The sequence below is a fragment of the Polynucleobacter sp. MWH-HuK1 genome (assembly GCF_018881815.1).
In the GTDB taxonomy this organism is placed as follows: Bacteria; Pseudomonadota; Gammaproteobacteria; order Burkholderiales; family Burkholderiaceae; genus Polynucleobacter.
The window spans coordinates 1,944,753-1,970,296 of sequence record NZ_JACVPP010000001.1; the positions used below are offsets into that span (position 1 = coordinate 1,944,753).

Sequence of the window (25,544 nt, forward strand, 5' to 3'; positions counted from 1 at the left end):
GACCCCCAAAAAATGGTAGAATTTCAGCTTCAGACGCGGGGTGGAGCAGTCTGGCAGCTCGTCGGGCTCATAACCCGAAGGTCGTAGGTTCAAATCCTGCCCCCGCAACCAAGATTTATGCTCTAAGCCCTTAATTTTTAAGGGCTTTTTGCTTTTCTGGGTAATAAAAAAGCCCGATTTATCGGGCTTTTGGACTATTTAGGACTCGGTTTAGTTCAAAACCTTGTAACCACGACCACTCAAGCATCTCTTCACCACAGCCTCCTGCGCTTGATTGCCAGTAAAAGCACCTCCAGCAGCACCCACAACCGCGCCAGCTCCAGCAGCTTGAGCAATACCTGTTTTATTTCCGCCAGTAACGAGACCTAATAAGCCGCCCACAACAGCACCAGCACCAGCGCCCTTTGCGGCAGTCTCACCCATGCCAGACTGTTGTTGCGCATAGGCCTGGCACTCACTTAAATCCTTTTCATATGCCGCTTCATTGACACCCTTCATATCTACTAGTGGACGCACATTCGCCCCGGCACAGCCAACCGTTATAGCTACAACCATAGAAGATAAGACGAGCAACTTATTCATATAAAAACCTTTTTTATTTAGCATGAAAAGTATAAGCAAAATTCAAATGGCTGAATAGATCGACATCATTAATATTTGTTGAGTCCAGTGGGGCAATACGTCTCAAGCAGCGATCTGGGACGGGACCTGACTTAGAGGTTTGCGGATATCCATCTAGCTCATAAAGTAGCCACCGATTCTCCACCTGAATTTCAACTTCCCAGGTAGGAAGCGACTCATTAGACAAGCCCCAATCTTTGGGACCTAAATATTCAATTACTCTCACAATATTTCCCAAATTTTCTGGACATATACAGTTAACAGTAATTGCCAAGTCACCTGGACTACAGTTCAATTTGCTCATATTCTTTTGATAATCTTTTTTCATTAATGCAGTAAATCCTCTTTAGGCTTTGCTACTTCTAATTTTTCATGATTGCTTACTAAAAAATCTTTCGTTTTGAGGGCGTTCAACAAATACATATCAATAGCTCCCGGACCAGAATCTGAATCTTTAGAGCTGATATAAGCTAGGCTATAAATCAAACTATCAGCCTCTTCACCATCAACCATCTCCGTACTGCCTTCGCGGTGGTCTATCACTCGCAGCCCTCTACAAAATTCAGGCCTCTCTTCATCAGCCCATGACATGTCTAATCGGTCAATATCAAATCTTTCACTTCTAAAAATATTGCTAATATAAAAACGAGCGCCCTGGAAGAATGTGTAATCACGCATAAATTTGTTTGTTCCTAAATAAATTGCTTATCTTTGTTTTCTTTTTTGCTACAAACGTACTCAATCTTTCTGTTACCAACCGACTTTGGAGATACGTGAAATGCCTTTCCTCGCATCGCAAATGGGCCTTCAGAAAAATCTCCCTTAGCTAATTTTTCCTTAAAAAAGGTAACTTTCTTAGGCTTAATCGTGCGATTAATACAATCTATTTCTTCCTCTAGGATTTTTGAAAAGTAATCTAGCTCTTCTGCACCTTTTTGTGTATCAAAATAATTTCTCATTGCCACCACATAAAAAGTTGCTTCATCCTTAGCGATGATTTGATCTGGGTCAAGGTATTCAGCAAAGTCATCCGTTTCTCCAACCTTCTCCCACTTGGCATTTAACTCATTCAATCTTTGGTAATACACAATATTTGGAGCAGTTGCATAGAACTCATGAATTCCGTAATAAGCAGCTACGGGCAGAGAAAATACCATTGCAATAGATATAAGTACCCATCTAACAGACTTGAATGTAATCTCAGTTGTATTCAATTTATCCCTTTATATAGATGTTGACGTCGCAGTAATCTTGAAATTCTCAAAAATAACCTTGCCATCTAGATATTCAATCTTCATAATTTCAGCGGCAGGTTTGGCAGTTAAATAACTGGTTAATACCGCAAACGGAAAAGTAACCTTTGCACCCCAATATCCCTTAGCCGGTACTGCAAGCTCTACACTTTCAACCCTAAAAATTGCCATACCCGCCAACATAAAAAGATCTACTTTTGCATTTAAATATTTCTTAGTATTTGTTTTCGGGCCTTTTTTCTTAAGCTGAGCTACTAGCTCTAAAAATTCTTTGGTATTGATCTCTATTTGCATTAATAGCTCTCATTAATAAATTCGCAAACTATCTGCCCATTGCGAATAATGGCGTATCCCTCAACCGCATCTTCTAGCAATTCCCCATACTCACCAAACGGAGTATCTTTTGGCGTTTTGAAGCGATGAACTTTTCCATCTGGACTAAGTTGGTTTACAAACTCAATCCATGCTTTATTCATATGACCGAATGGCAGACTAGGCACTCCATTTAATGGGTCTGAGAAGATGTTCTCAGCCTCAATCTGGCCGATGTTGCATTCCTCAAGTAAGTATTGCGGTCTAGCTATGAATGGGTATTCAATTTCCTCTTCATCTTTATTCATTTTTTTGTCTATTAAGTCCTTAACGGCCATATAAATTGCTATCGGCCAACATACAGTTATGAGCAAAATTGCTCCAGGGATTACTAATTTTTCTCTTAGGCGGTAATGCCAGGATTTTTCGCCGTAAATAGCCTTATTAATATCTTTTGCAAATTGGCTGGGGCGCTCGTACTGAAATATGTAGAGCCCGACCGATATCACCAAGCCTATGCCTATATAAATTTGCAAATACAGCATCATTGCGGACCACTTTTATCGACTGGAAATGTTGTAAAAGCTGCTACGCCATATCCTTCGGGATCGCCATCCTTACCAATGCCATTTGTAATTACACGTTTAGCAACCAACATTCCTTTTTTAAAGGTTAGATACAAATCTTTCTCAAAAGTGCTTCCGTACCCCATATGCACGTAATCAAGCATCTTGCCAAATGGGCACCTCACCTCACCAGTAAACCAATGCGCAAAAACTCCTTTTGCATGATCAGGAAATAAATCTTTCATTCTTAGTTTTGATCCATCACGACCAGTTCCACTCAAACCTGTCAAATACAGGCGGTCATTTATCACTTTCCATGTCCCCATATAACCGCGCCAACATGCAGTTGATGTTGATTGGAATTCAACATCCTTACCGGCTGTACACAACCAATAGTCCAATGGTTGCGAGCACATAGAAAGTCTTTGATCTTCATAAATTAATGTTTCGGATATTTGTGCAGTCATAGGCTCACTTACTTGGTACGTAACCAATACGGTTACCGTTGTTATCAAATACGTTTGTCACTCCAGCTGGCGATTGCACCTCATACCCAAGTCGCTTACCCTGGTTGTCATAAATTCCATTGGTTGCATTCCAGTTACTTGAACTGTTATTCCAATTACTAGGACTGTTATTCCAATTTGCTGGCGAGTTATCCCAATTCGATTCGCTGTTTTTCCAATTTGCTGGCGAGTTATCCCAATTAGCAACTTGTCCACATACTTGCCCATACACAACCAGCGTTAATACACCTACTACTTTCTTAATATTCTTCAATGTCTTTTCCTTAATTGAATTTTTCTACTATTGAAATTAATGTATCTATAACCGTACAAATCGTCATAATCCAAATTGCAATATCAAAATTTCCACTTAGATTTACTAATTGATTTCTCAAAAATTGCATGCTTTTTAATTACACCTTTCCCGATCGCACTTCATCTAACATTCGACCTAATCTTGAGTAGCTTTCCTCAGGAACTGTTTTTAAAAATCGAATTAAGTGCTGGTCACCACTTTTAAGAATGAGTCTCTTTAGTTCAGGTGCCATCTCCTCCGAGCCCTGGACCTCACCCTCTTCAAGCTCCATACCCCTAACAATTGCACCTACTCGCAGCGCTTCCTCAAGCGTTAAAGTAAATTCAGTCGAGAAGCTCTGACCACAGGCATGACAAGTCTCTGCATGACGTAAATTCAGCGCTCCGCAAGATACGCATTTTTTAACTTGTTTATCCTCTGGCTTCTTTGGAAACTCATAGCCACATTCACAGTCAGTAGCCGATAGTGGATGACTCTCACCACATTGAGGGCAGACCTTCTCTTTCGGAGGCCCAGGATCGACTCGGTTTGCCGGAGACATCTCGTCCTCAACCCGTTTTGCATATTTTTCAAATGTTTTAAAGGCTGGCATCACAACATACGCACGTGAATAATCATCATATGAAGCAGTTCTGACAACACGGCCCATTGCCTGTCTAAAGGCCAACTCGGTTAGAGCATTAGGCAAATAAATTAATACCCTGAGCCGACGAATATCTACACCCTCAGAAACCATGGCAACCGAAACTAACCACTTTCGTGTTGTATTTCTAAATTGCTTAATTTTGTCTTCTGGATTGGCTAACTGACTATGGACAATTAGCGGCTTCTCTCCATCTAAGTCCTCTAATAAAGAGGCCATGAACTCCGCTACTTCAATATTCGGAGCTATAACCAATCCACCTGCCTCAGGCATTGTTAGACGTAGCTGGTTTAATTTCTCGATCCCGGACTCGATCATTGAGGCTTGATAACCCGTCATTAATGGCTTTTCTGTTCCAGGGATGTACTGTGGCGTCTTGGCCAACTTGTAAAAATCAAGTGCTGTCTGTAGCCCGGGAATTCGCGCCAGATTTTTAGGTAATGTGGGCTCAGTGTCACCGGAAACTTTTACCTCTTCACCACCTAGATCAACCGTAAACTTACCTTGGTGTTTATGGAATGTAATTGGCCTGCAATATCCAAGCTCTACAGCATCGCCATAAGTTAAGGTGTACGTGCCTTCTTCTGGATGTGAAATTGCGCCACTATCGTCATAAGCCAACCATACTGACTCTGCACCATCGGAGCGAATTGGTGTTCCAGTTAATACCAGCACAAATTTGGCTGACTCAAAAGCTCCGCCTGCACTTTCACCCCAAGCAGCCTCTACCGCAGCATGATGGTGTTCATCACAAATCACCAACACCTTTGAGGATTGGCAGACTGCCTGCAGCTCTGGCCAAAGACCTTGAATAGCTGACCAAGTGGCGCAAATATCCATGCCAAGATCACCCAACTCTCCATCCTTTGCGGTAACTTTGCCCATATGCCTCCCCGTTACACGGGTAAAGTCATCGGCCCATTGCGTCACCACTTGCGTACGCGGTGCAATAACAATCACTCGGCTGATTTCCTCACCATCAAGCAATGTTTTTGCTATCGCACATGCCGCTAAAGTCTTACCAGCGCCAGGGGCTGCATTTATTAAAAAATGACGGTCTCTTTTACTGCGTACCAACCAGTCCATCGCCTTTTGATGAGCTTCTACTTGCCAGGGTCTTAATTTAATATTCAATTTGTACCTTTAGTTAAATTACATTTTTGGCATAAGGCTTGACCATTTTTTGTTACAGTCTTCCCGCCATTTGCATATGCCAAAACATGATCAGCATGGAAATTGCGCTTTAATTTTTCTTTGCATATCGCACAGCTTCCCCCAGAAACCCAAGCAAGGATTGAGCGTTGTTGTTTGTCAAAGAATCGTTTCATTTTTCTAACCAGTACTCCGTCATTTCAATTTCATTAATCGGTAAATTTGCTGGTGGCTTTACAACTGCAACCTTATTAATTCTCAAAAGTACCCTCACATAACTGACTTTTCGCGACTTCACCATCCAACCCTCTTGGCGCATTTTTGAAATATTTGACGTTAAAGATGGAACTCCAAAATAGATAATTGCCTCTAATCTCGTAATTGGGTTGCCAGCCGCCAAATGCTCCTTCAATGCCAAAGTCACTCCATATCGATTAGCACTCATAACTCCCTCCAAAATATTTCTTCCAGGGCTTATTGGTAATAAACTCATCTGATTCAAATTCATAGACTGAATTGAGCAGATCCCTTTCTTCGTACATCAATTCACCGTCATCCGAACTCATTAGGCTGAATGCATCTTTTGTATTCTGCTCATCAAATGAAGGCCTGTAGTCATATCCGTCTTCATGCTCTTCATTAAATAATTCTTGTAACGCACTTGCATATTCAAGAAGCTCGAAATCCCTATATCGACTACCTACTCCTTCTTTAAGAACCTGATAGATAAATTTGACTTGTTTTGGGCCATTCATTCGTATCATCTCCATGACTACTCCTTAGTGATAAAGACGATTAACTTTTGATTTAGTCAGGCGTTGGTTTTGATAAAGCTTTCCAACAGTCACGATCGCGCGATCTTCACGGGACTCAATTAAGTAACTTCTCAAGTTCTCATGATTTTTTGCGATGAAGAAATGACCGAACTCCGCTTCCATTTCTTTAATAGACTTCTTGCTAAAAAATCTCATTACGCAACCGTGTGGGGCTGGTCGAACTTCGCCATAAGTCTGTAATAACCGCTCCACTCCATAATTAATGCCTCTTTGCTGCGCTCTTACTTCTGCATGTTTGGTTTTCATAAATCCTCCGGGTTAATGAACAAACGAAGGGATTTGCTTTTGTTTCTCGCCAATTTCTTCGCTCTTAACTACAAGACGAGTGGATTTGGGGAAAGTCAGGGGCCCCAATCAAAAAAATATGAAAATAGGGCCCAGAAATGAGAAAAGGCCCTAAAAGGGCCTTTTATAGGGGGTTAACTCCTAAAAAACTACTTTTTACTCCGTCCAATGGTGGCATTAACTGTTCCCACAGCCTCTGGCTTTAAGCCCAACAGCGACTTAACCTTCTCCTGATCCTTAGCGTTTGCTTTGAATCGCTTGATATAGAGTCCATATTTACCGCCCGCTTGTGTAGCCTCAACTTCCATATCTGCATCTAATGCTGCCGAGATAACTTCGAAAACAAACTCTTTTGGATTTGGAACTTGCAAATAAATGTTTTCTTGAGCGGACGAGGTCTGGCTCATAACATTTTCATCTCCCACCCCCCTAGTTGTGACCGTTGCCGGCATCATAATAAAGCGGCTAATTAAAATACCCACTGAAAACGCCGCCACCATTGACGCCGCGAATCCTTTCCACCTAACTGCGAATGATTTTTTGGGCTGAGATAAAGCTGCTAATTTTCGCCCAAATGACTGCTTAAGGTACTCTGGGGTCTCTTTAGTGATTCCGAGATTTTTCTCAAACTTCTCAATTGAGCGCTTAATTATCTCTTCTTGCTCTTTTGAAAATAAATTGTCTTGAGGATTTTGATTATTTGTAGTCATGCGGAAGCCCTCTTTATTTCTCTAAGCAATGTTCAATATATGGAGCCAACTTCTTTTTGCTCTCATATATATATTGCTTAGTTGCAGCCTCAGTCCTAGAAATAACTTCAGCAATCTCAACGATTGCCATATTGTCGAGAGACATCGAGATAGCAGCTGCATTCTGTGGAAATTTTTTAGAAAAAACAATCAATCCCTTTGATACGCAATCCTGGACATCAAATTCAGCAGCCAAAGAATTACTGGGCGATATAGGAGGGTCATCGTCAGAAAAATCTGCCTCCTCTGGCAATGGAATTTCATATTTCTTATACGCCCTCTTAAAGAGATCTATTGCCGTATTTTCAGTAATAGTCATCACCCAAGAGACTAAAGACTCAGCCGATTTAGGCCGTGAAGTGGTAGACGCCAGTTTAAGAAATGCGTCTTGCACAATATCTTGAGCCTCACCCACAGAGAGATCTTGATGCTGATAACGCAATTTTTTATACATAACCGGTTGAAATTCCTCATAAATTCTTTGGATAGCATCAATCTTTTCAATAGCGCTGCCATTCACAAATTTATGAAAAATTGCTTCTTTTTCTAATTGACTCAACATAAAGACGACTCGGGCTGTAAAAAGTCAGGGTTGGAATATAAAATTAATTACAGTTATTCTTACTAATAATATCTTATCAATGGAATTTGAATGTCTGAGAAAGGCCCAATCATCCTCCTTTCAACTGCCGTAGTAGTAGGAATTGCAGTTGGTGCCTTTTATTGGAATGCTATCAAGCCAACAAAAGAGCAAAGTGAACAACTACTCATAAGCTCGACAATTCGAGGTGAAGTTTGCAAAAAGATTCAGAGTGAAGTAGATCAGTACAAACAGTCCCCCGATACATTTAAAAGGGGCACCCTTAGAAACATTAAGAATGAAGCTACACAAAACGCAAAAATTGAGCTTCCTCAATTCCCAGCAGAACGTCAGATTCTGTACCTTGATCGCAAACCCATTATTAGTAACTGTGAAAGTCTGGCTCAAGGGTGGGTAAAAATTCCAAGCACTTTTCCAGAATTTTATGAGGCCGAGCTCCAAGAAATGGGGTTAGCAGTGGGCCAGACGAATCCAAGTCAGCCAATGATGGCCAATACCGATACTGCACAAAAAAGAATTGCATTAGTAATTGGAAACTCAAGCTACGCATCCAGACCTCTTAAAAATCCTGTTAATGATGCGGATGACATGACAGCATTTTTAAAAAGCGCAGGCTTCAAAGTCATGGAAGTAAAAAATGCGGATATTTTTCAACTAAGATCTTCAATCAAAAACTTTGAAGATAACTTACCAGCTTATGATGTAGGGCTAATCTATTACTCTGGCCATGGTATTGAGTTTAAAGGCTCAAATTATCTTATACCCGTAGATGCTCAACTTAAGAATGAGCAAGACATTCCTAGACAAGGCTATGACATCAGCAATATCCTAAATAAAATGTCTAAAACAAATCAAAAAACTTCAATCTTTATTCTTGATGCATGCAGAAATAATCCAGTCTTCTCACAATATAGGTCAGCTGCAGATGGTTTAACTCAAATGGCGGCGCCAAGTGGAGCTATTATTGCCTTTTCTGCTGCACCTGGACAGGTTGCTAGCGATGGAAATGGTAGAAATAGTCCATACACAGCAGCCCTCTTATCTAAAGCCAAAGTACCCAATAAAAAAATTGAAGACATCCTAAAAGAGACTTCACAAAAGGTTTCGGATGATACTGGAGGCAGACAAATTCCTTGGTACAACAGTAGTCTTGTTGGTGATTTTTATTTCAGTAAGTAAGTCATGAATTTAATTTATAAATTACCTAAATGGCTAAGGTGGATTCTTCTACCATTTGCAAGTCTTCTTACCATTCTTCTGGTTAACATTCTTGGAAAATTAGCAGCAAAAATATTACTTTTTCTATCTAATCCCGGGGGATGGTCTGAGAATTTTTTTGAATTTTTTCTCAATCCAGGAATTGCTGGATTTTGCGCCGTCTATGTTGCAATGGCATTTGCTCCAAAAAATAAAAAATTTGTTGGGTATGCTGCGGCTTTCGTTTGGATTGCAGTTGCTGGTGCCTTAGCTGTTTTTAACTTTATGCTCAGAGAGTGGCCATCAGTCTTACAGTCCGTCACCACAATAGCTGGATGTGTATTTGCCATTTACGATCCACTTCCTGAAGAAGACCCACAGGATGAGCGCTCACGCATTTATTGACTAGAAATATTAGAGAGCACTAATTTTCCTCCGCTCAAGGAGCCATACTCCCAAGGCTCTTGCTTACCTTGCGTAGCCTTTAGTACATCGTCTCGAACATTACGCAAAAGAATGGCAATATCTTCCTTTTCGCCAATTAGAGTTGCTAAGGCCCCTGTATATGGGCTATTTTTGCCCTCAGGTCCGTCAAATGCTACACCACCATCCTTTGTTGCAAAGGATATCAAGGTGCCTCTTGGGACGTTCATCGGCGCCAAACCATGATTGGCAAATGTGGCTGCTGAAGATTTAAATGGCTTTGTTCTGCAAGCATCTAAGAAAATAATTTTGCTCTTTCCGGGAAGGTTTCTACGAATGATGTCATTGAGACTAACCCCATCTATTGCAACAATATCTTCTTTGCTTCTAAAGTCCATATCCGTAGGTAAAAGGTAATTAACGCCCCCAAGCTGCATGCCGTGGCCAGAATAATAGAAAACAGTTACATCTGCATCCCTGGCCTTCTCAGAAAAATTCATTAAGGCACTCATAAATGATTTTCTATTTAAATCGGGAGCATATGTGACATTAAATCCAAAGCTCCTTAATTTTGTAGCCATGAGACTTGCATCATTGAGCGCATTACCCAATCGTCCAGATTGATATTGAGAGTTCCCAATAACCAATGCATAAAGTGCGGGCTTGCGACTACCCGTGGATACTTTATCTTCTTTAATAGTTGAAGGAGTCAAAGCAATGAGGTTGGGTGGTGAAGATGTTCTAAGCTCAAATAACTCATCAATTGAGTTACGCATATCTGGCATGTCCTTGACATAATTACCAGCAAGAATTTTATTCATTCGATGCAATCTTGAATCAGCATCTTCACCCTGTAATTTTTCTCGAATCTCATACCACTTCTTCGCTTCCATCAGATGAGCAGAATCTGTGTAGTTATCCTCATACATATCTGCAATTTGCTCAGCTATTTGATCATTCGGGCTTTCTTCATATTTTTTAGTTAAATATTGAATAATCTGAAAAGGCTTGTTTTTTAAGTTTGGTGGCAACGGTCCTAATGCTTCCAAGATATGATCTTTTTTATCTAAATCCTTATATCTTTTAAGTAGTGCCTTGAACTGATCTTCGGGCAAGTCGATCTTGCCTTCGTATGCATACCAAATAAGATTGTCGGGACCATATTCACTATCAGCGCCATCAATAATATGTACCTGGGCTAATCTCTTATTGCGAACATTAGAGTTAACTGCAGCTCCAAATAAAACCCCTAAATTATTACGAGCATGATTAATTAAGTCCTGATTCCTCATGGCAATAGCCTTTTTTAGACCTTCCTCCATAAGTAACTGCGCCAAGGGTTCATTAACTACACCACGCTCACCAACAAACTGTACCCAGCCCTCATCAACGAAATCTACAGCCTCAATCGATCCATATTTTTTCTGACGCTCTTTAAGAAACTTTTCTGTTTTTGAAATTAACTCAGGTAATTTGATCCTTTCAACTTCCTGAATCTCTTCAGGCTTTAAGGACTCAATCGCAGCCTTTAAATCGCTCTGGTAGTTTGGAAAATCTACAAGCTCTGGATTCTTAAGGTCATATAAAGCTTTTAACCAAGCTGCATTCAATACATCCGTAAGCTGCAAGAACTTAGAGTTATCAATGATGTACCAAATGGGGGATGAGGCTCCACGTCTAATGGACTCCAAAGCAAAAGGAATGGACTTTTGTAAATTAGATGGCTTGTACTTTCCATTCCCATACAGCTTCATGAGAACCAATGAGCTAGACATGGATTTATCTCTTATTAATGCAGCCTCAATCTCATCAAGCCCCTTTTTTGTATGTCGCTGCAAAACTATTTGTGAATAACGATCTATCGCGATGGGGCTATCCTGATCGGCAGCTTTGCGGTAATAAGTCATTGCCTTAACATTATCTTTAACTAGGCCACCATACCCATTGAGGTACAAGTACCCCAATACCCCCTGACTTACGGAATCATTTTTAGCTGCAGCCTTAGAGGCCCAAAATAATGCTTCATCATAATTTTGCTTAGTTCCAAGTCCATTCACATACATTCTTGCCAAATAACTTTGAGCCTTTAGGATCCCTTTATTGGCGTATTCCTGAAAGATTGGCAGAGCCTTGTCGTATTGTTTGGACTGGAAAAGATCTACAGCCTCTGGTAAAGAAGCCGCATTGGCAATGGCGCATAAAGCACAGAGAATAAGAGAAACTATCTTAGTCATACCTTGTTAATTTTATTCTGATAACCACCTCAATGGTCTCAAAAGTGCTAAATTAAAGAAGTATTCTTTAATGCTTCTAAATACGTACTTTTGAATGAAATGATGCCCACAAATATGAAACTAGCGCTCTTATTGAGCCTAAGCTTAACTTGCAGCCTATCTTTTGCTCAAGCTATATATGGGCCCAATGGTGAATATAAAGGCTACATGCAAACGTCGCCAAGTGGCGTAACTAATATTTATAACTCGCAAGGACAAAATACCCAATCATTTCAGACTGATAATGGGCAAACAAATTTTTACAGTCCGGCCGGGCGCTATGAAGGTACTGTCACCGCTCCAATTCAACCTCAACCTAATACCACAATTAATACCCCAAGACAGGTGCCTCAAGCTCCTTCGGTTAAGGGCTGGTAATAAACTATTCTTAGTGAGGATGTTTTGAGCGTTACTTTAAGTAACGCTTACTAAATCTGTACTTCATTCGAACTTTTTTTTAAGTTTCGCTTGCTCTGATAATCATCGCTTACCTTGCTACCAGATTCAATAAGCTTGCGGGTATTAGTTCCGCGTAACTGCTCAATAGCTTGTATAACTTGTAAGTGGCTATAGTGCTTTTCAATCATGAGTACGCTAGTACCCATCTGCTTAGCCAGCGTATGAATCGGCACTTGGTCATGAGTGAGCGATAAGGTAGCGTAGGTATGCCTGAGGCTATAAAACACTCGCTTTTGATTAGTCTTAGGATCTATTAATAAACCATGGTCTGCTAAGAAGGTATCGAACATATGATTCAGGACATCACTTAAGTCTCTACCCTCTTTAGTTCTAAAGATGTAATCGTCATTTGTAGGCTTAATCAGCTCAGCTAATGGATCTTTAATAGAGCTCTTCACGCCATAGTTACGCATAGCAATACGCTCTAGCACTCTAATACTAGGTAAGCGTCCAATAATCTGTCTTTGCCCAGTTTTACCTTTAACTGTCATTTCGCAGCTACGGTTAAGACTGTGTACTTCAATAACTTCACCCTCTTCGTCTATTTGGTCTGTCACTGTACTAATAGGGTTCATCATGAAACGAATTTGTTTCCATTTCATATCCAATAATTCAATACCTGGCCTTGCGCCAGTATCAATCAGCATTTCTACATAGTCTCGTAGGATCTCTCTACGTTCACGAGCATCCTTAGTTCTAGCTGATTGAATATAAGGACCTAAGTTCTTAAGTAGTGCACGAATCTCGTGCAGTTCAAATGCTGGGCGGCGAACACTCTCTTTAGTTTTGCCATCTAATTTAGGACGATTACTCTCTGTTAAGTAACCTCTAACAATGGCTTCATCAAAGACCCTGTTAAATGCGGCATTTTGGGTTTTACGATTGCTATTTGATAAAGCGGTACCGTATGTAGCTTCTCGGTCATCGTAGTACTGCTGTAGTGCGTCGTAATCAATATTAGTAATAAGCCTTTGCCCCAAGCTTGGAATAAAGCGCTCTTTAATAATACGGATGTAGTCGTTGTAGATAACCTTACCTAAGCCACCACGTAAATCCCGCTCCATCCGATCTATTGCCAACATGGCAATATCTTTAAATCGTTTGGTAACCACTGGAATACCAGAGCGTTTACGAATCTCCGCTTCTACTAATAGCTCTTTAGCTTTATTAATTGCTAGGTCAAGTTGAGTTTCTTTAGTTGTAGCCCTAATCCACTTGTTATCCACCTTATAGCGACATTGCCATACAGCACTATGTTCACGTTGGTACAGGGTTAGGTTACGGTGTATGAGTTGATGTGTACTTTCTTTTTTAATTGCCATACACATACTGTAGCTTCTGAGCCCCAGCTAGAGCAACCTGATTGGATGAATTACCAAGGTCAATTTAGCCAAAAGAATAAGTGACTAACTCATGGATATTTATGGAAGAGTATGGGGAGTTTGTGGGCGAGCGTTACTTTAAGTAACGCTCAGAATAAATTCATGCTCTACCGCGGGCTTTCCTAATTAAATCTCCAAGACTTACCCCATCCTGAGAAACCCATCTATTTGCATTTGAAGTTCTACCGCGCACCACTGCAGCCGCAGCAGATCCCGATGAAAAGAATTGATCTTCCGCAAAGAAGGCCTTTTGATCGAGGGTTTTAATAATTCCCGATTCAACTAATTGGCGCCGTTGACCAGCGTAAGCAGGGCTTTGCTGCTCAAATGTTGGGAATACAGGCTCCATTACCTGGCTACCTTTTTTAACCATAACACCACCATCGACTATTTCTAAGGTGGAGTCCAAATTTCGGTAATCCATCTTGAACTGCATGCCTTTTGGCAAGGATGAATACAACGCCGCTTTTTTACCCTCTGAGCTATCAGATACGTCAGACTGATCATCCTCCTGGGCAACAACATCATCCTCATCACCTAATGCTAACTGGTGGAATCCTAGTAACGGAAGAATCAAAAGAATATCATTGAGAAAGTTTTCGGCGAACGCATATTCAGACTCAGACAAGGCGGGAGCGATTGGCATATTGCCATTTTCCAAAGCTGCTTTACCTGCTTCTTTAGCTATCTGAATTAAGCGAGATTCCAAATGTTGAACATGTGCCTTATTCAAACGGCCTGCCTCAGAATTAAAGAAAATCGCTTTTTTCCAAAAGTCTTTTTGGCGAACGTGAGACTCAAGACGAGGACCCACTGGATCACCTTCACCAATATAAATTCTTCCGCTGCCAATTAGCATATAAACGCCGGGCTGCTGGAATTCTTTTCTACCCTTTACTTCACCAATCAATCCACGAGGAAATATCGTAGCTTTTCCAAGCCAGTTATTCATAGACGCCACTAGTACACCATCAGGGTCGCCAGAGGGAACGAATACTTCTAATGTAAATGGTCTCATTTTTAACCTTTAAAAATTACAGGCAATACTTTAAGCGATACTCAATACTCCCAATTCTCATGTTTTACTGGCAAACTATTCAATAACTGCTGGTGAGATCTCCATTTAGGCATATTTTGATCCATTATCCCAATGAATTTCTTGTTATGGGTGGGCACTAATATGTGAGCCATCTCATGAACAATAATATATTCAAGACATTCCTTGGGCTTTTTGGCTAAATCAGAATTAAGTCGAATTGAAGCTGTCTTTGAGTTACAACTACCCCACTTTGTCTTCATTCTTTGCACAAAGAGCTTGCCAACCTCAACGCCTAGTTTCTTTTCCCACTTCGGTAATAAATCTACCGCAGATTCTTTAATAAGCGCACGATACCAGCTATCGAGAAATGCTTGTTTGTCTGCCTGACCCCATTCCGGTCGCACACGAAATACTATTTGCTTATTTTTTATTTCAAGTGATGGGGATTTATCTACTTCGATAATCTTCATTAGATATCGCTCACCCCAAACAAAATGACTTTCCCTATTTAGAAATTCTCTCGGTGCCTCCCTCTCTTGACCTAATATCTTCTTTTGTTGATCTCGTATCCAAGAGAGCTTTGCAATTGCAAAAACTCGAATTGTATCCAGCTTTAGATGCACTGGGGCTGAAATAGTTACACGACCATAGGGAGGATGAACACTTAGGTGAATATTTTTAATTGACTTACGAATCACCTCAATTAATATACCGTCAATTTCAAATTGCGATTTCATTAATACTCAGGCTGATGAACAATAATTTGAAAAATTCGCTCGACCTCAGATTCGCTTTTAAGCATCGAAAAAAGCTCGGACTTAATAACCCGCTCTTTGGCTAAATTACCCCTAAACGAGTCTGGCTTAACACGCCGCACAGCTTCATCAACCTTTAATGCCAAAGACTCATCATTATTCAAATTGTTAAATAGCGCACGTTTTCCTGGGGTATTTAGAGCAAGGGGCACATCCTCCGCCTTGCCTTGTTGAACTCTTTTGGCAACATCTGCAATACGCTTCAGGAACTCCTCATAATCAATCTGTTGAGATCTCAAATCATCAAGTATCTCCACCAAAAGCGTCGACATTCTGTCATAGAAAGCAGGGTCATTAAGATGCTCTTTAATAATTTTACTGCGCACATTATTAGCTATAGTCTCCGAAATAGCTTGTGGATTATTCTTTATCCCCTTCGGCAAACTATTGATTGCATCAGCAATACCGCTTTTAACAATTAAATCGAGAAGACCGATATCACCAAAATCAGATATTTCCCTTGGCTCAGATGCTTCAATATACGTATCAATTAGATGACGCATATCTGCCTCATAGGCTTTGAGATCGATTGTCTCTCCACTTGCCTGCCTGATAATTTCTCTGAGCTTTAAATAACGATCTGTATCTTTTTTAATTCTTTCTATTTCAACAGCAGAAAATCCAGCCCGCTGCATATCGTCAGCAATATTGGCATATGCTCGAACTAAAGCTACCACTAATTTATATAGTGCCACTCTTTGTGGCTCAGTTACCTTTAGGTCATCATCATTTTCTGTATTTCCGCAGAAATAATGAATATGCTCCAACTCACCCTTAGGCGGCTTCACAGGTTCGCATAGCAATGCAAGAGCTTCCAATGATTTCTCAAGCCTATCCCTGCCTTGCTTTAACCTATCTTTTAATAAGATATCTGGATCTCCACTACCGGCATCGCCATGATCAAGCTCTTTGGTATAAACCGAAATTGCACCTTGTACCTTAGTGAAAAGATCCTTGTAGTCCACAATATAACCAAATGGCTTATCCTCGCCATCCAAACGATTAGTCCGACAGATCGCTTGAAATAAACCATGATCTTGCATGGATTTATCGATGTATAGATATGTGCAATGTGGCGCGTCAAATCCGGTTAATAACTTATCCACCACAATTAACAACCGCATATGTGCAGGCTGATCTTTAAATCGCTTCTTTACATCATCCTCATAAGTTTCAGTCTTTGATTTATTCGGGCTCGGCTCTATATCTTTCAACAAATCAAGATAGGTGTTATAGACAAATTGCTTCTCTGTCTCGGTATTAGCTCCCGTCTCCTCTAGAGTCACATCTCGCGCCTGAGGGTTATAAGAAGTAACTACAGCGCATCGACCCTTAAATACTGTTTTCTGGAATAACTCATAATATTTGCAAGCCTCATATATGCTTGCTGCGACCAATATAGCATTACCCTTTTGACTGGATAAGCGCGGCTTTACTCCAAAATCGAAAACAATATCTTCTACAACTCGCTCCATTCGTGAGCGAGAACTAAGCACTTTTTGCATAGTGCCCCACTGTTCACGCAATGCAGCCTTTTGCCAGGTATTTAATGCCTTTGTTTTAGCCTCAAACCATGCGTCGACTTTATCTTGAGAGCCAAGCGATTGTTCTATATCCCTTGCTTCATATACAAGGTCAAGCACTACGCCATCTTCTACGCCCTCATTAAATTTGTAGGTATGAATATAGTTCCCGAATACCTCAAGACTAGTGGCTTTATCCTCTTTCAAAAGAGGGGTACCAGTAAAGCCAATGAATACCGCTCCGGGTAACATAGCTTTCATGATTCTATTGAGCTTGCCACTTTGAGTTCGGTGGCACTCATCTACAAAAACAAAAAGTTCCCCAACGGCTGGACTTGGTTGATTTTTCAACTCTTCTATAAATGCATCAAAATTCTCAACGCCCTGCTTGCCAAATTTATGTACCAGCGAACAAATGAGGCGAGGCCTAGTTTGCCCCAGCTGACTTATCAAATCTTGACCGCTACTAGTACGATAAATTTCTTCGCCAGAATCCTTAAAAACCCCTTCAATCTGCTTATCTAACTCATCGCGATCCGTAAGAATTAAAATGCGAGCATTTGGTTTGTTCTCCAGCACCCACTTTGCCAGCAGAACCATAACAATACTTTTACCGCTGCCTTGAGTGTGCCAAATAACACCCCCTTTATATGCATTGATATTAGACTGGGCAGCCTTGATTCCAAAATATTGATGAGGTCTTGGAAGCTTTTTGATACCACTCTCGAACAACACAAAATCATGAATAAGTTCAAGAAAACGATCTTTGCGGCACATCTTAAGAAGATACTTATCTAACTTAAATCGAGTGTTATCTAACTCATCCTCCTTCCAAGATAGAAAAAATTTTTCTTCTGTGCCTATAGCACCATACCGCAAACCTTCAGAATCGTTACCCGCAAATACAATTTGAGCGGTAGAAAAAAACCAAGAGTTAAATTCTTTTTGTTGGTTAGATAGCAATTGTCGAATACCATCGCCAATTGATGTGCGACTATTTTTTAGCTCAATAACACCCAATGCAATTCCATTTACATACAGCACTAAGTCTGGACGTCTCTCTAAATTACCTCGCAATGTAACTTCTTCAGCAATTGCAAAGTTATTTTTTTCTGGATTCGCCCAATCGATTAACTTAACTGTATCCGAGACGGTGCCGACCTCTACTTTTACATCTACGCCGTAGCGCAATAAACTATAAACAGACTTATTGTTATCAAATAGACTACGGTTTGGATTATTGGCTTCAGACTTGAGTTGGTGTAAGGCGCGGCTTATTTGGATAGACGAATAACCAACGGATGTTAAATAGCCGGCAAGCATATCGTCATCGATATTGCTGTTGTAAAGATCACTCTTATCACCAAGGTAGTTATACCCTAATTCATCACAAAATAGTCCAATCACACGATTTTGCGTAACACGCTCAGGAAGTCCGATGGCACTCATATCAACCTCGTCCTTCCTTTTAATAGGCCCTGCAACATTCCCTGCCTAAGCATGACTATTTTCGATAGTTGAGCTTCATATGCGGATATTTCACTTTCAATATCCAAAATTATTTCCATAATATCGGCCTGCTCATTCTCATCCGGGATAAGAACTTGAATGTGCTGAAACTCAGATATCCAATAACGTTTATGCTCGGTTAGACCAAATTCAATTAACTGCATAACTTCATAAATAAATCTCAAATTTACTGATGAATTTTTTCCCTTAAGTAGCTTCATTGCTGAAGATTTAACTTTGAATGGGAAATTTACGTACTGAGTAGCTGTTGTAAAGTCATCAAAAAGAATAACTGGAAAATTATCGTAAATTCCATTCACTTCACTAGTGTATCCGAGTATAAAAGTCTTCCCAGCAGTCAGAACTGGAACTTGATTCACATTACTGTACTCCTTGCTTTTAACCAAATATCTGGTTGGTTGCTCATAAACTAAGAGCTCACTCAGTGGCTTTGCATTCCACTTTTTAGTATATCCAGGTAAACGAAAGTCACCTTTAAGAAGCTGATAGGTAATTGCTTTTTTAATGTCGCGTTTTTTTGATATGACTTTATTAATCTCAAAAATTAATGTATCAACATCTTTTATGCATGATGAAATCAACCTTTGTTCATTTATGGATGGGTATTGAATCCGGTATTTTTTTAACTCACCAGTATTCAGATTCCCCTTCCCCCCCCCCTGCCTTAAGCCTATCCATTTGGTCTCGGCCTTGCTTTGAGCTCATATGCAAACATAGATACTCGGGGTCAATAATTTTTTTATTTGGGGTTGTAATTAACGTAGTAAAAGTCTGACAACAATCAAACTTCTCCGGCAAAACACATGTTTGCCCTAAATTTGATCCGGTATGGACGGTGAGAACATCAAATGCTTTAGCGGCTTTTCCTGAATTTGCCTTCGCAAATGTTTCATCTAAATATATAAGATCATCAGAATTAAAAAATCCATCTTTTATATTTAAATTCCTAATAATTGGAACTCCACTCTTTCTATAATATTTTGTAACAGAAGTTGCAAGGCCTACTTTGATGCGCTCACAAACCTCCTCAAGGTTACTGACAGTCCAATTGTTTGGAATAGACCCCACATCCGCCTCTTTATATTCAGCAGTCATATCAGCAACCATTCATCCGATTCAAATGCTGCTTAACTTTTTCCGATATCTTTTCGATCTCGACAATAATATTAGGCAAAGGCTGCGCATATCTTTCTGACAGATCACGCAGTCTACTAGTTAACTTTTGAGATGAACCATCTAACTCTATAAGCACTTCAGATAATAAATGAGACATCCACTTGTCATTTATCACTAAATTTTTTATATCTAATTCTGAGAGCTCTTCATATTTTTTATAAGAAAGTAGATCAAGTTCTACATCACACTCCCTAACCTTTTTTTTCCATTTCGATTCCTCTTCAAAAAGATCTAGCCATTGTTTGAGTACACTAACCTCCTCCTCCGAATCATCTTCTCCAGCAATCTCTTTTAGTCGATTACCAACTTCAGATTTTGATATTTTTTCAAATGATCCAAAATAGCCATCTTCATCACCATACTCTTCTTCTAATTCATTAATACTATCTACGACGGCTTCTAACTTAGCTATTGCACCATCAAGTAATTCTTTTTCTTTTTTAAAATAATGATTAATAACTAGGTCTTTGGGCACTAAATCACAAGACCAGCCCTTATCCTTTTGCTTGCCTTTTTTATCAACTTCAATTATTCGTTTTGTATTTGCAATCCATCCATCCGCAGCAATTAAATAAATATCATCCTGCATTTCGCTTGACCAATAGTCCATCAGGCTTTGGAAAACAAAGTAACAATCAAACAGACTTATATTTTTAAAGCTATCCAATAATGTTTCGGAAAGTCCTTCGATTAACTTCTTGGGATTTGAGCCTCTATCGAAATTCTCCAATAACCCCCAGCTCTCATTTTTCCACCGTTCAAAAGATTCGATAATCTTGTCATGGAAATTGACAAATTCAGGATGATTAAAAATTGTTGGCTTAATTTCCGCAACTGGAACACGTAATTTACTGAAACCAGGTCTCACCTCTTCAAATAGACTATTACGCAAATTTGGAAAAATATTCCAGTATTGATTTAAGGCTCTAATATCTTCATCCGGTATGCCGCCATAGAGATGGCCGCTTACATTTTGTATATCCTCAAGGTTTCCACTTTCGATATAACGAGGTAAATTTAAATTAAAGTCATTTTTGGAATCACTAATCTCTGATATGGGGACCATTCGCGCATAAGCATAAACATCTTCCATGCGATGATAAGTATCAACAATTCGATGAATATCTTGATCCCGTAAGCGATTTTTTGGACCATCCTTTCGAAATCCTTCAGATGCATTAATCATGAAAATTGCCTTGCGGGAACTTGCTCCCGCTTTATTCAATAGAATGATGCAAGCGGGTATTCCAGTTCCATAAAACAAATTAGCTGGCAACCCAATAATGCCTTCTATAAGACCCCGTTGAATAAGATTTTTTCTAATGACAGCCTCTGCATTACCCCTAAATAGAACCCCGTGCGGCAGAATGCAAGCTCCTTTTCCATTTGATTTAATAGAGCGCAGAATATGTAGTAGATATGCAAAATCACCTTGCTTGCTAGGTGGAATACCGTAACCATCAAATCTCCCAAATTGATCAGATTCTGGAACGAAACCTGTGCTCCAACGTTTATCACTAAATGGTGGATTTGCAACAACATAATCAAAAGTTTTTAACTCCGCTCCATCCAAAAACAAAGGATTAGCTAAAGTGTTACCTTGCTTAATTTCAGCAGTTGGATAGTCATGCAAAATCATATTCATCCGCGAAAGTCCAGCAGTAGTATTATCTTTTTCCTGACCATAGAGCGTGACTTTCACTCCCCCACTATTTTGGGCTTCATCGCCTACTTTTAGCAAAAGAGAGCCTGATCCACACGCTGGATCATAAACAGTCGTTTCGCTTGAAGTTTTCGCATTTCGGATATCTAACACTTGCGCCATAACTCGACTCACTTCTGCTGGCGTATAAAACTGTCCCTTACTCTTACCGCTTTCCGTAGCGAAGTGCCTCATCAAGTATTCATATGCATCACCCAGAAGATCATCGCCATCTGCCCGATTTTGCGAAAAATCTAATGCTGGATTTTCGAAAATTGCAATCAAATTAGTAAGTCGATCTACCTTTTCTTTTCCATCCCCCAATTTTGTAGGGTCATTAAAATCCGGCATATCAGATAAATTGTTAGCCTCCGATAGAGGGGCTAAAATTTTCTTATTAATTTGGTCGCCAATATCGCTTTTTCCTTTAAGCTCAACCATATCGGAAAAACTTGCACCAAACGGTATCGTAATTGGGGCGTATGATTTACCAGCATACTTATCGCTGACATACTTAATAAATAGCATGACAAGCACGTAATCTTTGTATTGACTAGCGTCCATCCCTCCGCGCAACTCGTTGCAAGATTCCCATAAGGATGAGTAAAGTTCTGATTTTTTGAGTGCCATTTTTATATCTTTTTTATTAATTTTGCGACATTAGATAGTTTAAAAGTTTTATTAGCATTTAGGCACTATAAGCGTTACTTAAAGTAACGCTCAAAAAAATACCAACCCGAAGGTTGGTATTTTCATTTCTGGTGGGCCCACCAGGACTTGAACCTGGGACCAAAGGATTCCGGTTTGTGTAATTTTCATTACTCCCTGGACTATGCCTTCACCATATGCTTTACGCACTTAGGTGGGTGCCGTCTAGTCTCTACACCTTCAACAGCACTTTCATACTGAAGCTTGGCTCGGCGTTGGCATATCTTACGACTTAGCTTTCACCGAATTTGACACCATTCACACAGCGACTTTCATCATCTGGTGCACAACTTACGCTATGAGTCCTCTGCTCTAACCAACTGAGCTATAGGCCCGAAACTTTTATAAACTACAACTTCAAAACCACATAAAACCGCTATTTACTACACACCTCGGTTTTTGCTCCGGTGTGTAAGCGGTGTGTAGTGAATTTAAACCGCTCAACTCACCACTAACCTCTTGAAATCATTGAGGTCTGTACTACTAGACCTCAAGGGCTTCTTTCTTATGAGTCCTCTGCTCTAACCAACTGAGCTATGGGCCCGTTAGTCTTTAAATGATCATTTTTTGGGCCTCTTTAAACTAACCCTTTGAAATTAGCAAAAATTTCCGGGGGGCGATAAACGCCGTAATGGCCAAACGCAATGAATTAAGAGGCTAGATTGAGATTAGGTAGATCGGCGCAGAGAGCTGACCAGCGCGGTAATACTTGCATCGCATTGCCCCAAACCGCAGAAGCAAACTCAGCATCACCAATACCCCGAATCGATGCCAATTCTTTTGCAATTCTCCCAACAAAAGCGGGTTGATTAAAGGCGATCCCTTCTTTTCTGAGCCATGCAGGCGGGATATCAGGAGAATCCGTTTCAGTCACGATGCTATCCCGCGGCAACTCTTTTAAGAGTCTTCGAATTTGTAGGGCACGCTCATAGGTAGCCGCACCACCAAAGCCCAACTTAAACCCAAGCCCAATAAATTGTTCGGCCTGCTGGAAGCTGCCATTAAAAGCATGCGCAATACCACCGCTAATATTACGACGACGCAAAGCTTTTAAGATGGCATCCTGCGAGCGACGCACATGCAGGATTACAGGTAATTGATACTTCTGCGCTAAATCCAATTGCGCATTGAAAAAGAATTCCTGCTTATGAGGATCTAAATCCTCGACAAAATAATCCAAACCAATTTCGCCTATACCCACAAAACGAGGATCAGCGAGAGATTCAGAGATTCTTTTATCCAAAGTTTCGATATCAGTGTCTTGCGCATGATTGGTAAACAAGGGATGTATTCCGAGGGTGTAAACCAAGCCGGGGATTTCTTGGCTATATTGATGGGCCAATTCTTTTACGTGAGTACAGTCGGCTGCCTTCACAGCTGGCAGCAGTATTGCTTTAACATTTTTTTCTTTTGCCGCACGAATAATTACGAGTAATGAGTCCGCAAACTCGGGAGCATCTAGATGGCAATGGGTATCGATCCACATAGGATATCTACTCACACCGAGAATGGCTTTAATACTCCACGCTCTAAATGCAAAATACGATCACAACGTTTAGCGCGAATTGGATCATGCGTCACAATCACAAAGGCAGTGCCTTGATCACGTGCGATATCCAACATCAAATCAAATACGCCATCGGCCGTCTCTGTATCTAGATTGCCTGTTGGCTCATCCGCCAGAACACAAGCAGGATTACCAACTAAGGCACGAGCAACGGCAACACGCTGACGCTCTCCACCCGACAGCTCACCTGGGGTATGAAGCTCACGAGCTGACAAGCCAACTGCTTTGAGCATCTTGCTAGCGCGCTCCATCGACTCGTCATTACTGAAGCCACGAATACGCAGCGGTAATGCAACGTTCTCAGCAGCACTAAATTCATCTAAGAGGTGATGGAATTGGTAAATAAAGCCCAAACTGTGATTACGCAGCTGATCCAATTTCTTTTCTGACAAGTTATTCAAATTAGAGCCCGCCAAAATTACTGTACCTGAGCTTGGATTATCTAATCCACCCAAAAGATGCAGCAAAGTGCTCTTGCCAGAACCTGAGGATCCAACAATGGCAATTTTTTCTGAAGGTGCGATATCCAAATCGATTGCTTTAAGAACCTCAACCGCAGTAGGTCCTTGACCGTAAGTCTTAGCCAGGCCTCTGGCTTTGAGTACCAAGTTCTCCAAATTACTCATAACGTAAAGCCTCCGCCGGCTGAACCTTAGCTGCTCTGCGGCTTGGATATAGAGTTGCCAATACAGACAGGCCAAAAGCCATCAAGCCAACTGTTAGTACATCACTGGCTCTGACATCAGAAGGTAGCTCACTAATAAAATACACCTCACGTGGCAAAAATTGCACGCGGAAGATTGCCTCAATCACTGGAACGATCACATCAATATTGAGTGCGATCAACAAACCCAAACCAACTCCGGCTAAAGACCCCAATAATCCAATCGATAAACCTTGAATTAAAAATATTCTCTGAATCAGCCCAGGGCTAGCACCCATTGTTCTCAGAATAGCAATGTCAGCCTGCTTCTCGTTTACCGTCATCACCAAGGTAGACACCAAATTAAATGCCGCAACAGCAATAATCAAAGTCAGAATGATGAACATCATCTTTTTCTCAGTCTGCACTGCAGCAAACCAATTTCGGTTAGATCTTGACCAGTCAGTCACCCATAGAGCTTGAGGCACGATAGCTGCTAATTCATTAGCAACTTCTGGCGCACGCTGCATATCATCCAATTTGACACGCAATCCAGATGGATCTCGAAGCCGCAACAAGGCAGCGGCGTCCTTCCAATGCATGATGGCTAAGGAGCTGTCATATTCATAATGACCACTATCTACAATACCCACCACCTGAAGTGTGCGCATGCGAGGCATGGCACCTGCTGGAGTTAGATCACTCTCAGGAACAATTAAATTAATACGATCACCAACGTGTGCACCAACAATTGCCGCCAGCTGTGCGCCTAAGGCAACACCAAAACTTCCTGGCCTTAAATCATCAATGCTGCCCGCAACAAATTGTTTTGGTAAGTCAGATACTTTGCCTTCTTCGCTTGGCAAGATGCCACGAATCGCTACACCGCGCATCATGCTCTCACGACTAAGAAGTCCTTGAGAGCTAACCATAGGCGCTACACCAACTACATGAGGTTGGGCCGCCACTTTAAGCGCCAGCGGCTCCCAGTTTGCCAGGCCGTCAGGTGCAGTAATTTCCACATGGGATAGCACTGACAACATACGATCACGTACTTCTTTCTGAAAGCCATTCATGACAGAGAGAACTACGATCAGTGAAGCAACTCCTAAAGCAATGCCAGCGGTAGAGATTCCAGAGATAAAGGATAGAAAGCCATCACGCTTTCCCACCGTCTTGCGACGCTTGGATCGGGTATAGCGCAGGCCAATTTCTAGCTCAATAGGAAGTCTTAACATAGCCACAGTTTAGTGAATCGCGCGGACAA

The 25,544-nt window shown here is 40.8% G+C and carries 29 protein-coding genes, 1 tRNA gene and 1 pseudogene; 4 read left to right on the top strand and 27 right to left on the bottom strand.

What is annotated here, in order from left to right:
* Positions 1 to 34 precede the first annotated feature (34 nt).
* Positions 35 to 111, top strand: a tRNA-Met gene (locus ICE93_RS09985).
* A gap of 99 nt (positions 112 to 210) precedes the next feature.
* Here the strand turns inward: ICE93_RS09985 and ICE93_RS09990 are convergent.
* The 15 genes from ICE93_RS09990 to ICE93_RS10060 form a co-directional block, all read right to left on the bottom strand.
* The gene (locus ICE93_RS09990) at positions 211 to 582 is read right to left on the bottom strand and encodes a glycine zipper family protein (RefSeq protein ID WP_216187814.1); all 372 of its coding nucleotides are present in this window, start codon (positions 580 to 582) and stop codon (positions 211 to 213) included.
* A 13-nt stretch (positions 583 to 595) separates the two neighbouring features.
* A complete protein-coding gene (locus ICE93_RS09995; RefSeq protein WP_216187816.1) occupies positions 596 to 949 on the bottom strand; it encodes a hypothetical protein in 354 nt (117 codons plus the stop codon).
* Complete coding sequence (locus ICE93_RS10000) at positions 949 to 1,299, bottom strand: hypothetical protein (protein WP_216187819.1); 351 nt, start codon at positions 1,297 to 1,299, stop codon at positions 949 to 951. The genes ICE93_RS09995 and ICE93_RS10000 overlap by 1 nt, the downstream gene beginning before the upstream one ends.
* 14 nt (positions 1,300 to 1,313) lie before the next feature.
* Complete coding sequence (locus ICE93_RS10005; protein ID WP_216187822.1) at positions 1,314 to 1,835, bottom strand: surface-adhesin E family protein; 522 nt, start codon at positions 1,833 to 1,835, stop codon at positions 1,314 to 1,316.
* Between the two features lie 9 nt (positions 1,836 to 1,844).
* Complete coding sequence (locus ICE93_RS10010) at positions 1,845 to 2,168, bottom strand: hypothetical protein (RefSeq protein ID WP_216187824.1); 324 nt, start codon at positions 2,166 to 2,168, stop codon at positions 1,845 to 1,847.
* On the bottom strand, positions 2,168 to 2,494 hold the full coding sequence (locus ICE93_RS10015) for a hypothetical protein (RefSeq protein WP_216187826.1): 327 nt from the start codon (positions 2,492 to 2,494) through the stop codon (positions 2,168 to 2,170). Before ICE93_RS10015 ends, ICE93_RS10010 begins: the two co-directional genes overlap by 1 nt.
* A gap of 236 nt (positions 2,495 to 2,730) precedes the next feature.
* The gene (locus tag ICE93_RS10020; RefSeq protein ID WP_216187828.1) at positions 2,731 to 3,219 is read right to left on the bottom strand and encodes a hypothetical protein; all 489 of its coding nucleotides are present in this window, start codon (positions 3,217 to 3,219) and stop codon (positions 2,731 to 2,733) included.
* Between the two features lie 4 nt (positions 3,220 to 3,223).
* A complete protein-coding gene (locus ICE93_RS10025; RefSeq protein WP_216187830.1) occupies positions 3,224 to 3,532 on the bottom strand; it encodes a hypothetical protein in 309 nt (102 codons plus the stop codon).
* A gap of 139 nt (positions 3,533 to 3,671) precedes the next feature.
* Positions 3,672 to 5,351 carry a DEAD/DEAH box helicase family protein gene (locus ICE93_RS10030; RefSeq protein WP_216187831.1) on the bottom strand — a complete coding sequence of 560 codons (1,680 nt, stop codon included), beginning with the start codon at positions 5,349 to 5,351 and terminating at the stop codon, positions 3,672 to 3,674.
* Entirely contained in the window at positions 5,348 to 5,545 is a 198-nt protein-coding gene (locus ICE93_RS11505; RefSeq protein WP_216187832.1) for an HNH endonuclease, read from the bottom strand. Before ICE93_RS11505 ends, ICE93_RS10030 begins: the two co-directional genes overlap by 4 nt.
* A complete protein-coding gene (locus tag ICE93_RS10040; RefSeq protein ID WP_216187833.1) occupies positions 5,542 to 5,814 on the bottom strand; it encodes a helix-turn-helix domain-containing protein in 273 nt (90 codons plus the stop codon). The genes ICE93_RS11505 and ICE93_RS10040 overlap by 4 nt, the downstream gene beginning before the upstream one ends.
* A complete protein-coding gene (locus ICE93_RS10045) occupies positions 5,804 to 6,139 on the bottom strand; it encodes a hypothetical protein (RefSeq protein WP_216187834.1) in 336 nt (111 codons plus the stop codon). Before ICE93_RS10045 ends, ICE93_RS10040 begins: the two co-directional genes overlap by 11 nt.
* A gap of 9 nt (positions 6,140 to 6,148) precedes the next feature.
* Positions 6,149 to 6,451 carry a hypothetical protein gene (locus tag ICE93_RS10050; RefSeq protein WP_216187835.1) on the bottom strand — a complete coding sequence of 101 codons (303 nt, stop codon included), beginning with the start codon at positions 6,449 to 6,451 and terminating at the stop codon, positions 6,149 to 6,151.
* 188 nt (positions 6,452 to 6,639) lie between these two features.
* A complete protein-coding gene (locus ICE93_RS10055; RefSeq protein WP_216187837.1) occupies positions 6,640 to 7,200 on the bottom strand; it encodes a hypothetical protein in 561 nt (186 codons plus the stop codon).
* A gap of 13 nt (positions 7,201 to 7,213) precedes the next feature.
* On the bottom strand, positions 7,214 to 7,801 hold the full coding sequence (locus tag ICE93_RS10060; protein WP_216187838.1) for an RNA polymerase sigma factor: 588 nt from the start codon (positions 7,799 to 7,801) through the stop codon (positions 7,214 to 7,216).
* A 90-nt stretch (positions 7,802 to 7,891) separates the two neighbouring features.
* Between ICE93_RS10060 and ICE93_RS10065 the strand changes: the two genes are divergently transcribed.
* Positions 7,892 to 9,019, top strand: a complete 1,128-nt coding sequence (locus ICE93_RS10065) for a caspase family protein (protein WP_216187840.1) — start codon at positions 7,892 to 7,894, stop codon at positions 9,017 to 9,019.
* Positions 9,020 to 9,022: 3 nt separating this feature from the next.
* Positions 9,023 to 9,442: a hypothetical protein gene (locus ICE93_RS10070; protein ID WP_216187842.1), complete on the top strand. Its 420-nt coding sequence runs from the start codon at positions 9,023 to 9,025 to the stop codon at positions 9,440 to 9,442.
* On the opposite strand, the gene ICE93_RS10075 is transcribed toward ICE93_RS10070, so the two are convergent.
* Positions 9,436 to 11,694, bottom strand: a complete 2,259-nt coding sequence (locus ICE93_RS10075; RefSeq protein WP_216187843.1) for a caspase family protein — start codon at positions 11,692 to 11,694, stop codon at positions 9,436 to 9,438. The two genes, ICE93_RS10070 and ICE93_RS10075, sit on opposite strands and share 7 nt — an antisense overlap.
* A gap of 207 nt (positions 11,695 to 11,901) precedes the next feature.
* Here ICE93_RS10075 and ICE93_RS10080 point away from each other — a divergent pair, with 207 nt between their 5' ends.
* The gene (locus ICE93_RS10080) at positions 11,902 to 12,111 is read left to right on the top strand and encodes a hypothetical protein (RefSeq protein ID WP_216187844.1); all 210 of its coding nucleotides are present in this window, start codon (positions 11,902 to 11,904) and stop codon (positions 12,109 to 12,111) included.
* 50 nt (positions 12,112 to 12,161) lie between these two features.
* Here ICE93_RS10080 and ICE93_RS10085 read toward each other — a convergent pair whose 3' ends face one another.
* The 11 genes and pseudogenes from ICE93_RS10085 to ICE93_RS10130 all read right to left on the bottom strand — a co-directional run bounded on the left by ICE93_RS10085 (position 12,162) and on the right by ICE93_RS10130 (position 25,515).
* Positions 12,162 to 13,514 (bottom strand): hypothetical protein, encoded by a 1,353-nt coding sequence (locus ICE93_RS10085; RefSeq protein ID WP_216187845.1) that lies wholly within the window; start codon positions 13,512 to 13,514, stop codon positions 12,162 to 12,164.
* Positions 13,515 to 13,674: 160 nt separating this feature from the next.
* Entirely contained in the window at positions 13,675 to 14,592 is a 918-nt protein-coding gene (locus ICE93_RS10090; RefSeq protein WP_216187846.1) for a GIY-YIG nuclease family protein, read from the bottom strand.
* Positions 14,593 to 14,633: 41 nt separating this feature from the next.
* Positions 14,634 to 15,350 (bottom strand): M48 family metallopeptidase, encoded by a 717-nt coding sequence (locus tag ICE93_RS10095; protein WP_216187847.1) that lies wholly within the window; start codon positions 15,348 to 15,350, stop codon positions 14,634 to 14,636.
* Positions 15,350 to 18,400, bottom strand: coding sequence for a type I restriction endonuclease subunit R (locus ICE93_RS10100; RefSeq protein ID WP_216187849.1), 3,051 nt, complete (start codon positions 18,398 to 18,400; stop codon positions 15,350 to 15,352). The genes ICE93_RS10095 and ICE93_RS10100 overlap by 1 nt, the downstream gene beginning before the upstream one ends.
* Complete coding sequence (locus ICE93_RS10105) at positions 18,397 to 19,062, bottom strand: hypothetical protein (protein WP_255554622.1); 666 nt, start codon at positions 19,060 to 19,062, stop codon at positions 18,397 to 18,399. The genes ICE93_RS10100 and ICE93_RS10105 overlap by 4 nt, the downstream gene beginning before the upstream one ends.
* Positions 19,063 to 19,122 (bottom strand): annotated as a pseudogene (locus tag ICE93_RS11510) (hypothetical protein); the annotation flags it as partial.
* Positions 19,109 to 19,588: a restriction endonuclease subunit S gene (locus ICE93_RS10110; RefSeq protein ID WP_216187851.1), complete on the bottom strand. Its 480-nt coding sequence runs from the start codon at positions 19,586 to 19,588 to the stop codon at positions 19,109 to 19,111. The pseudogene ICE93_RS11510 and the gene ICE93_RS10110, both read right to left, overlap by 14 nt.
* Positions 19,578 to 21,989, bottom strand: coding sequence for a class I SAM-dependent DNA methyltransferase (locus tag ICE93_RS10115; protein WP_216187853.1), 2,412 nt, complete (start codon positions 21,987 to 21,989; stop codon positions 19,578 to 19,580). The genes ICE93_RS10110 and ICE93_RS10115 overlap by 11 nt, the downstream gene beginning before the upstream one ends.
* Positions 21,990 to 22,716: 727 nt before the next feature.
* On the bottom strand, positions 22,717 to 23,553 hold the full coding sequence (locus ICE93_RS10120) for a TatD family hydrolase (protein ID WP_216188382.1): 837 nt from the start codon (positions 23,551 to 23,553) through the stop codon (positions 22,717 to 22,719).
* An 11-nt stretch (positions 23,554 to 23,564) separates the two neighbouring features.
* Complete coding sequence (locus tag ICE93_RS10125; protein WP_216187856.1) at positions 23,565 to 24,260, bottom strand: ABC transporter ATP-binding protein; 696 nt, start codon at positions 24,258 to 24,260, stop codon at positions 23,565 to 23,567.
* A complete protein-coding gene (locus tag ICE93_RS10130) occupies positions 24,253 to 25,515 on the bottom strand; it encodes a lipoprotein-releasing ABC transporter permease subunit (RefSeq protein ID WP_216187858.1) in 1,263 nt (420 codons plus the stop codon). Before ICE93_RS10130 ends, ICE93_RS10125 begins: the two co-directional genes overlap by 8 nt.
* Positions 25,516 to 25,544: the final 29 nt, after the last annotated feature.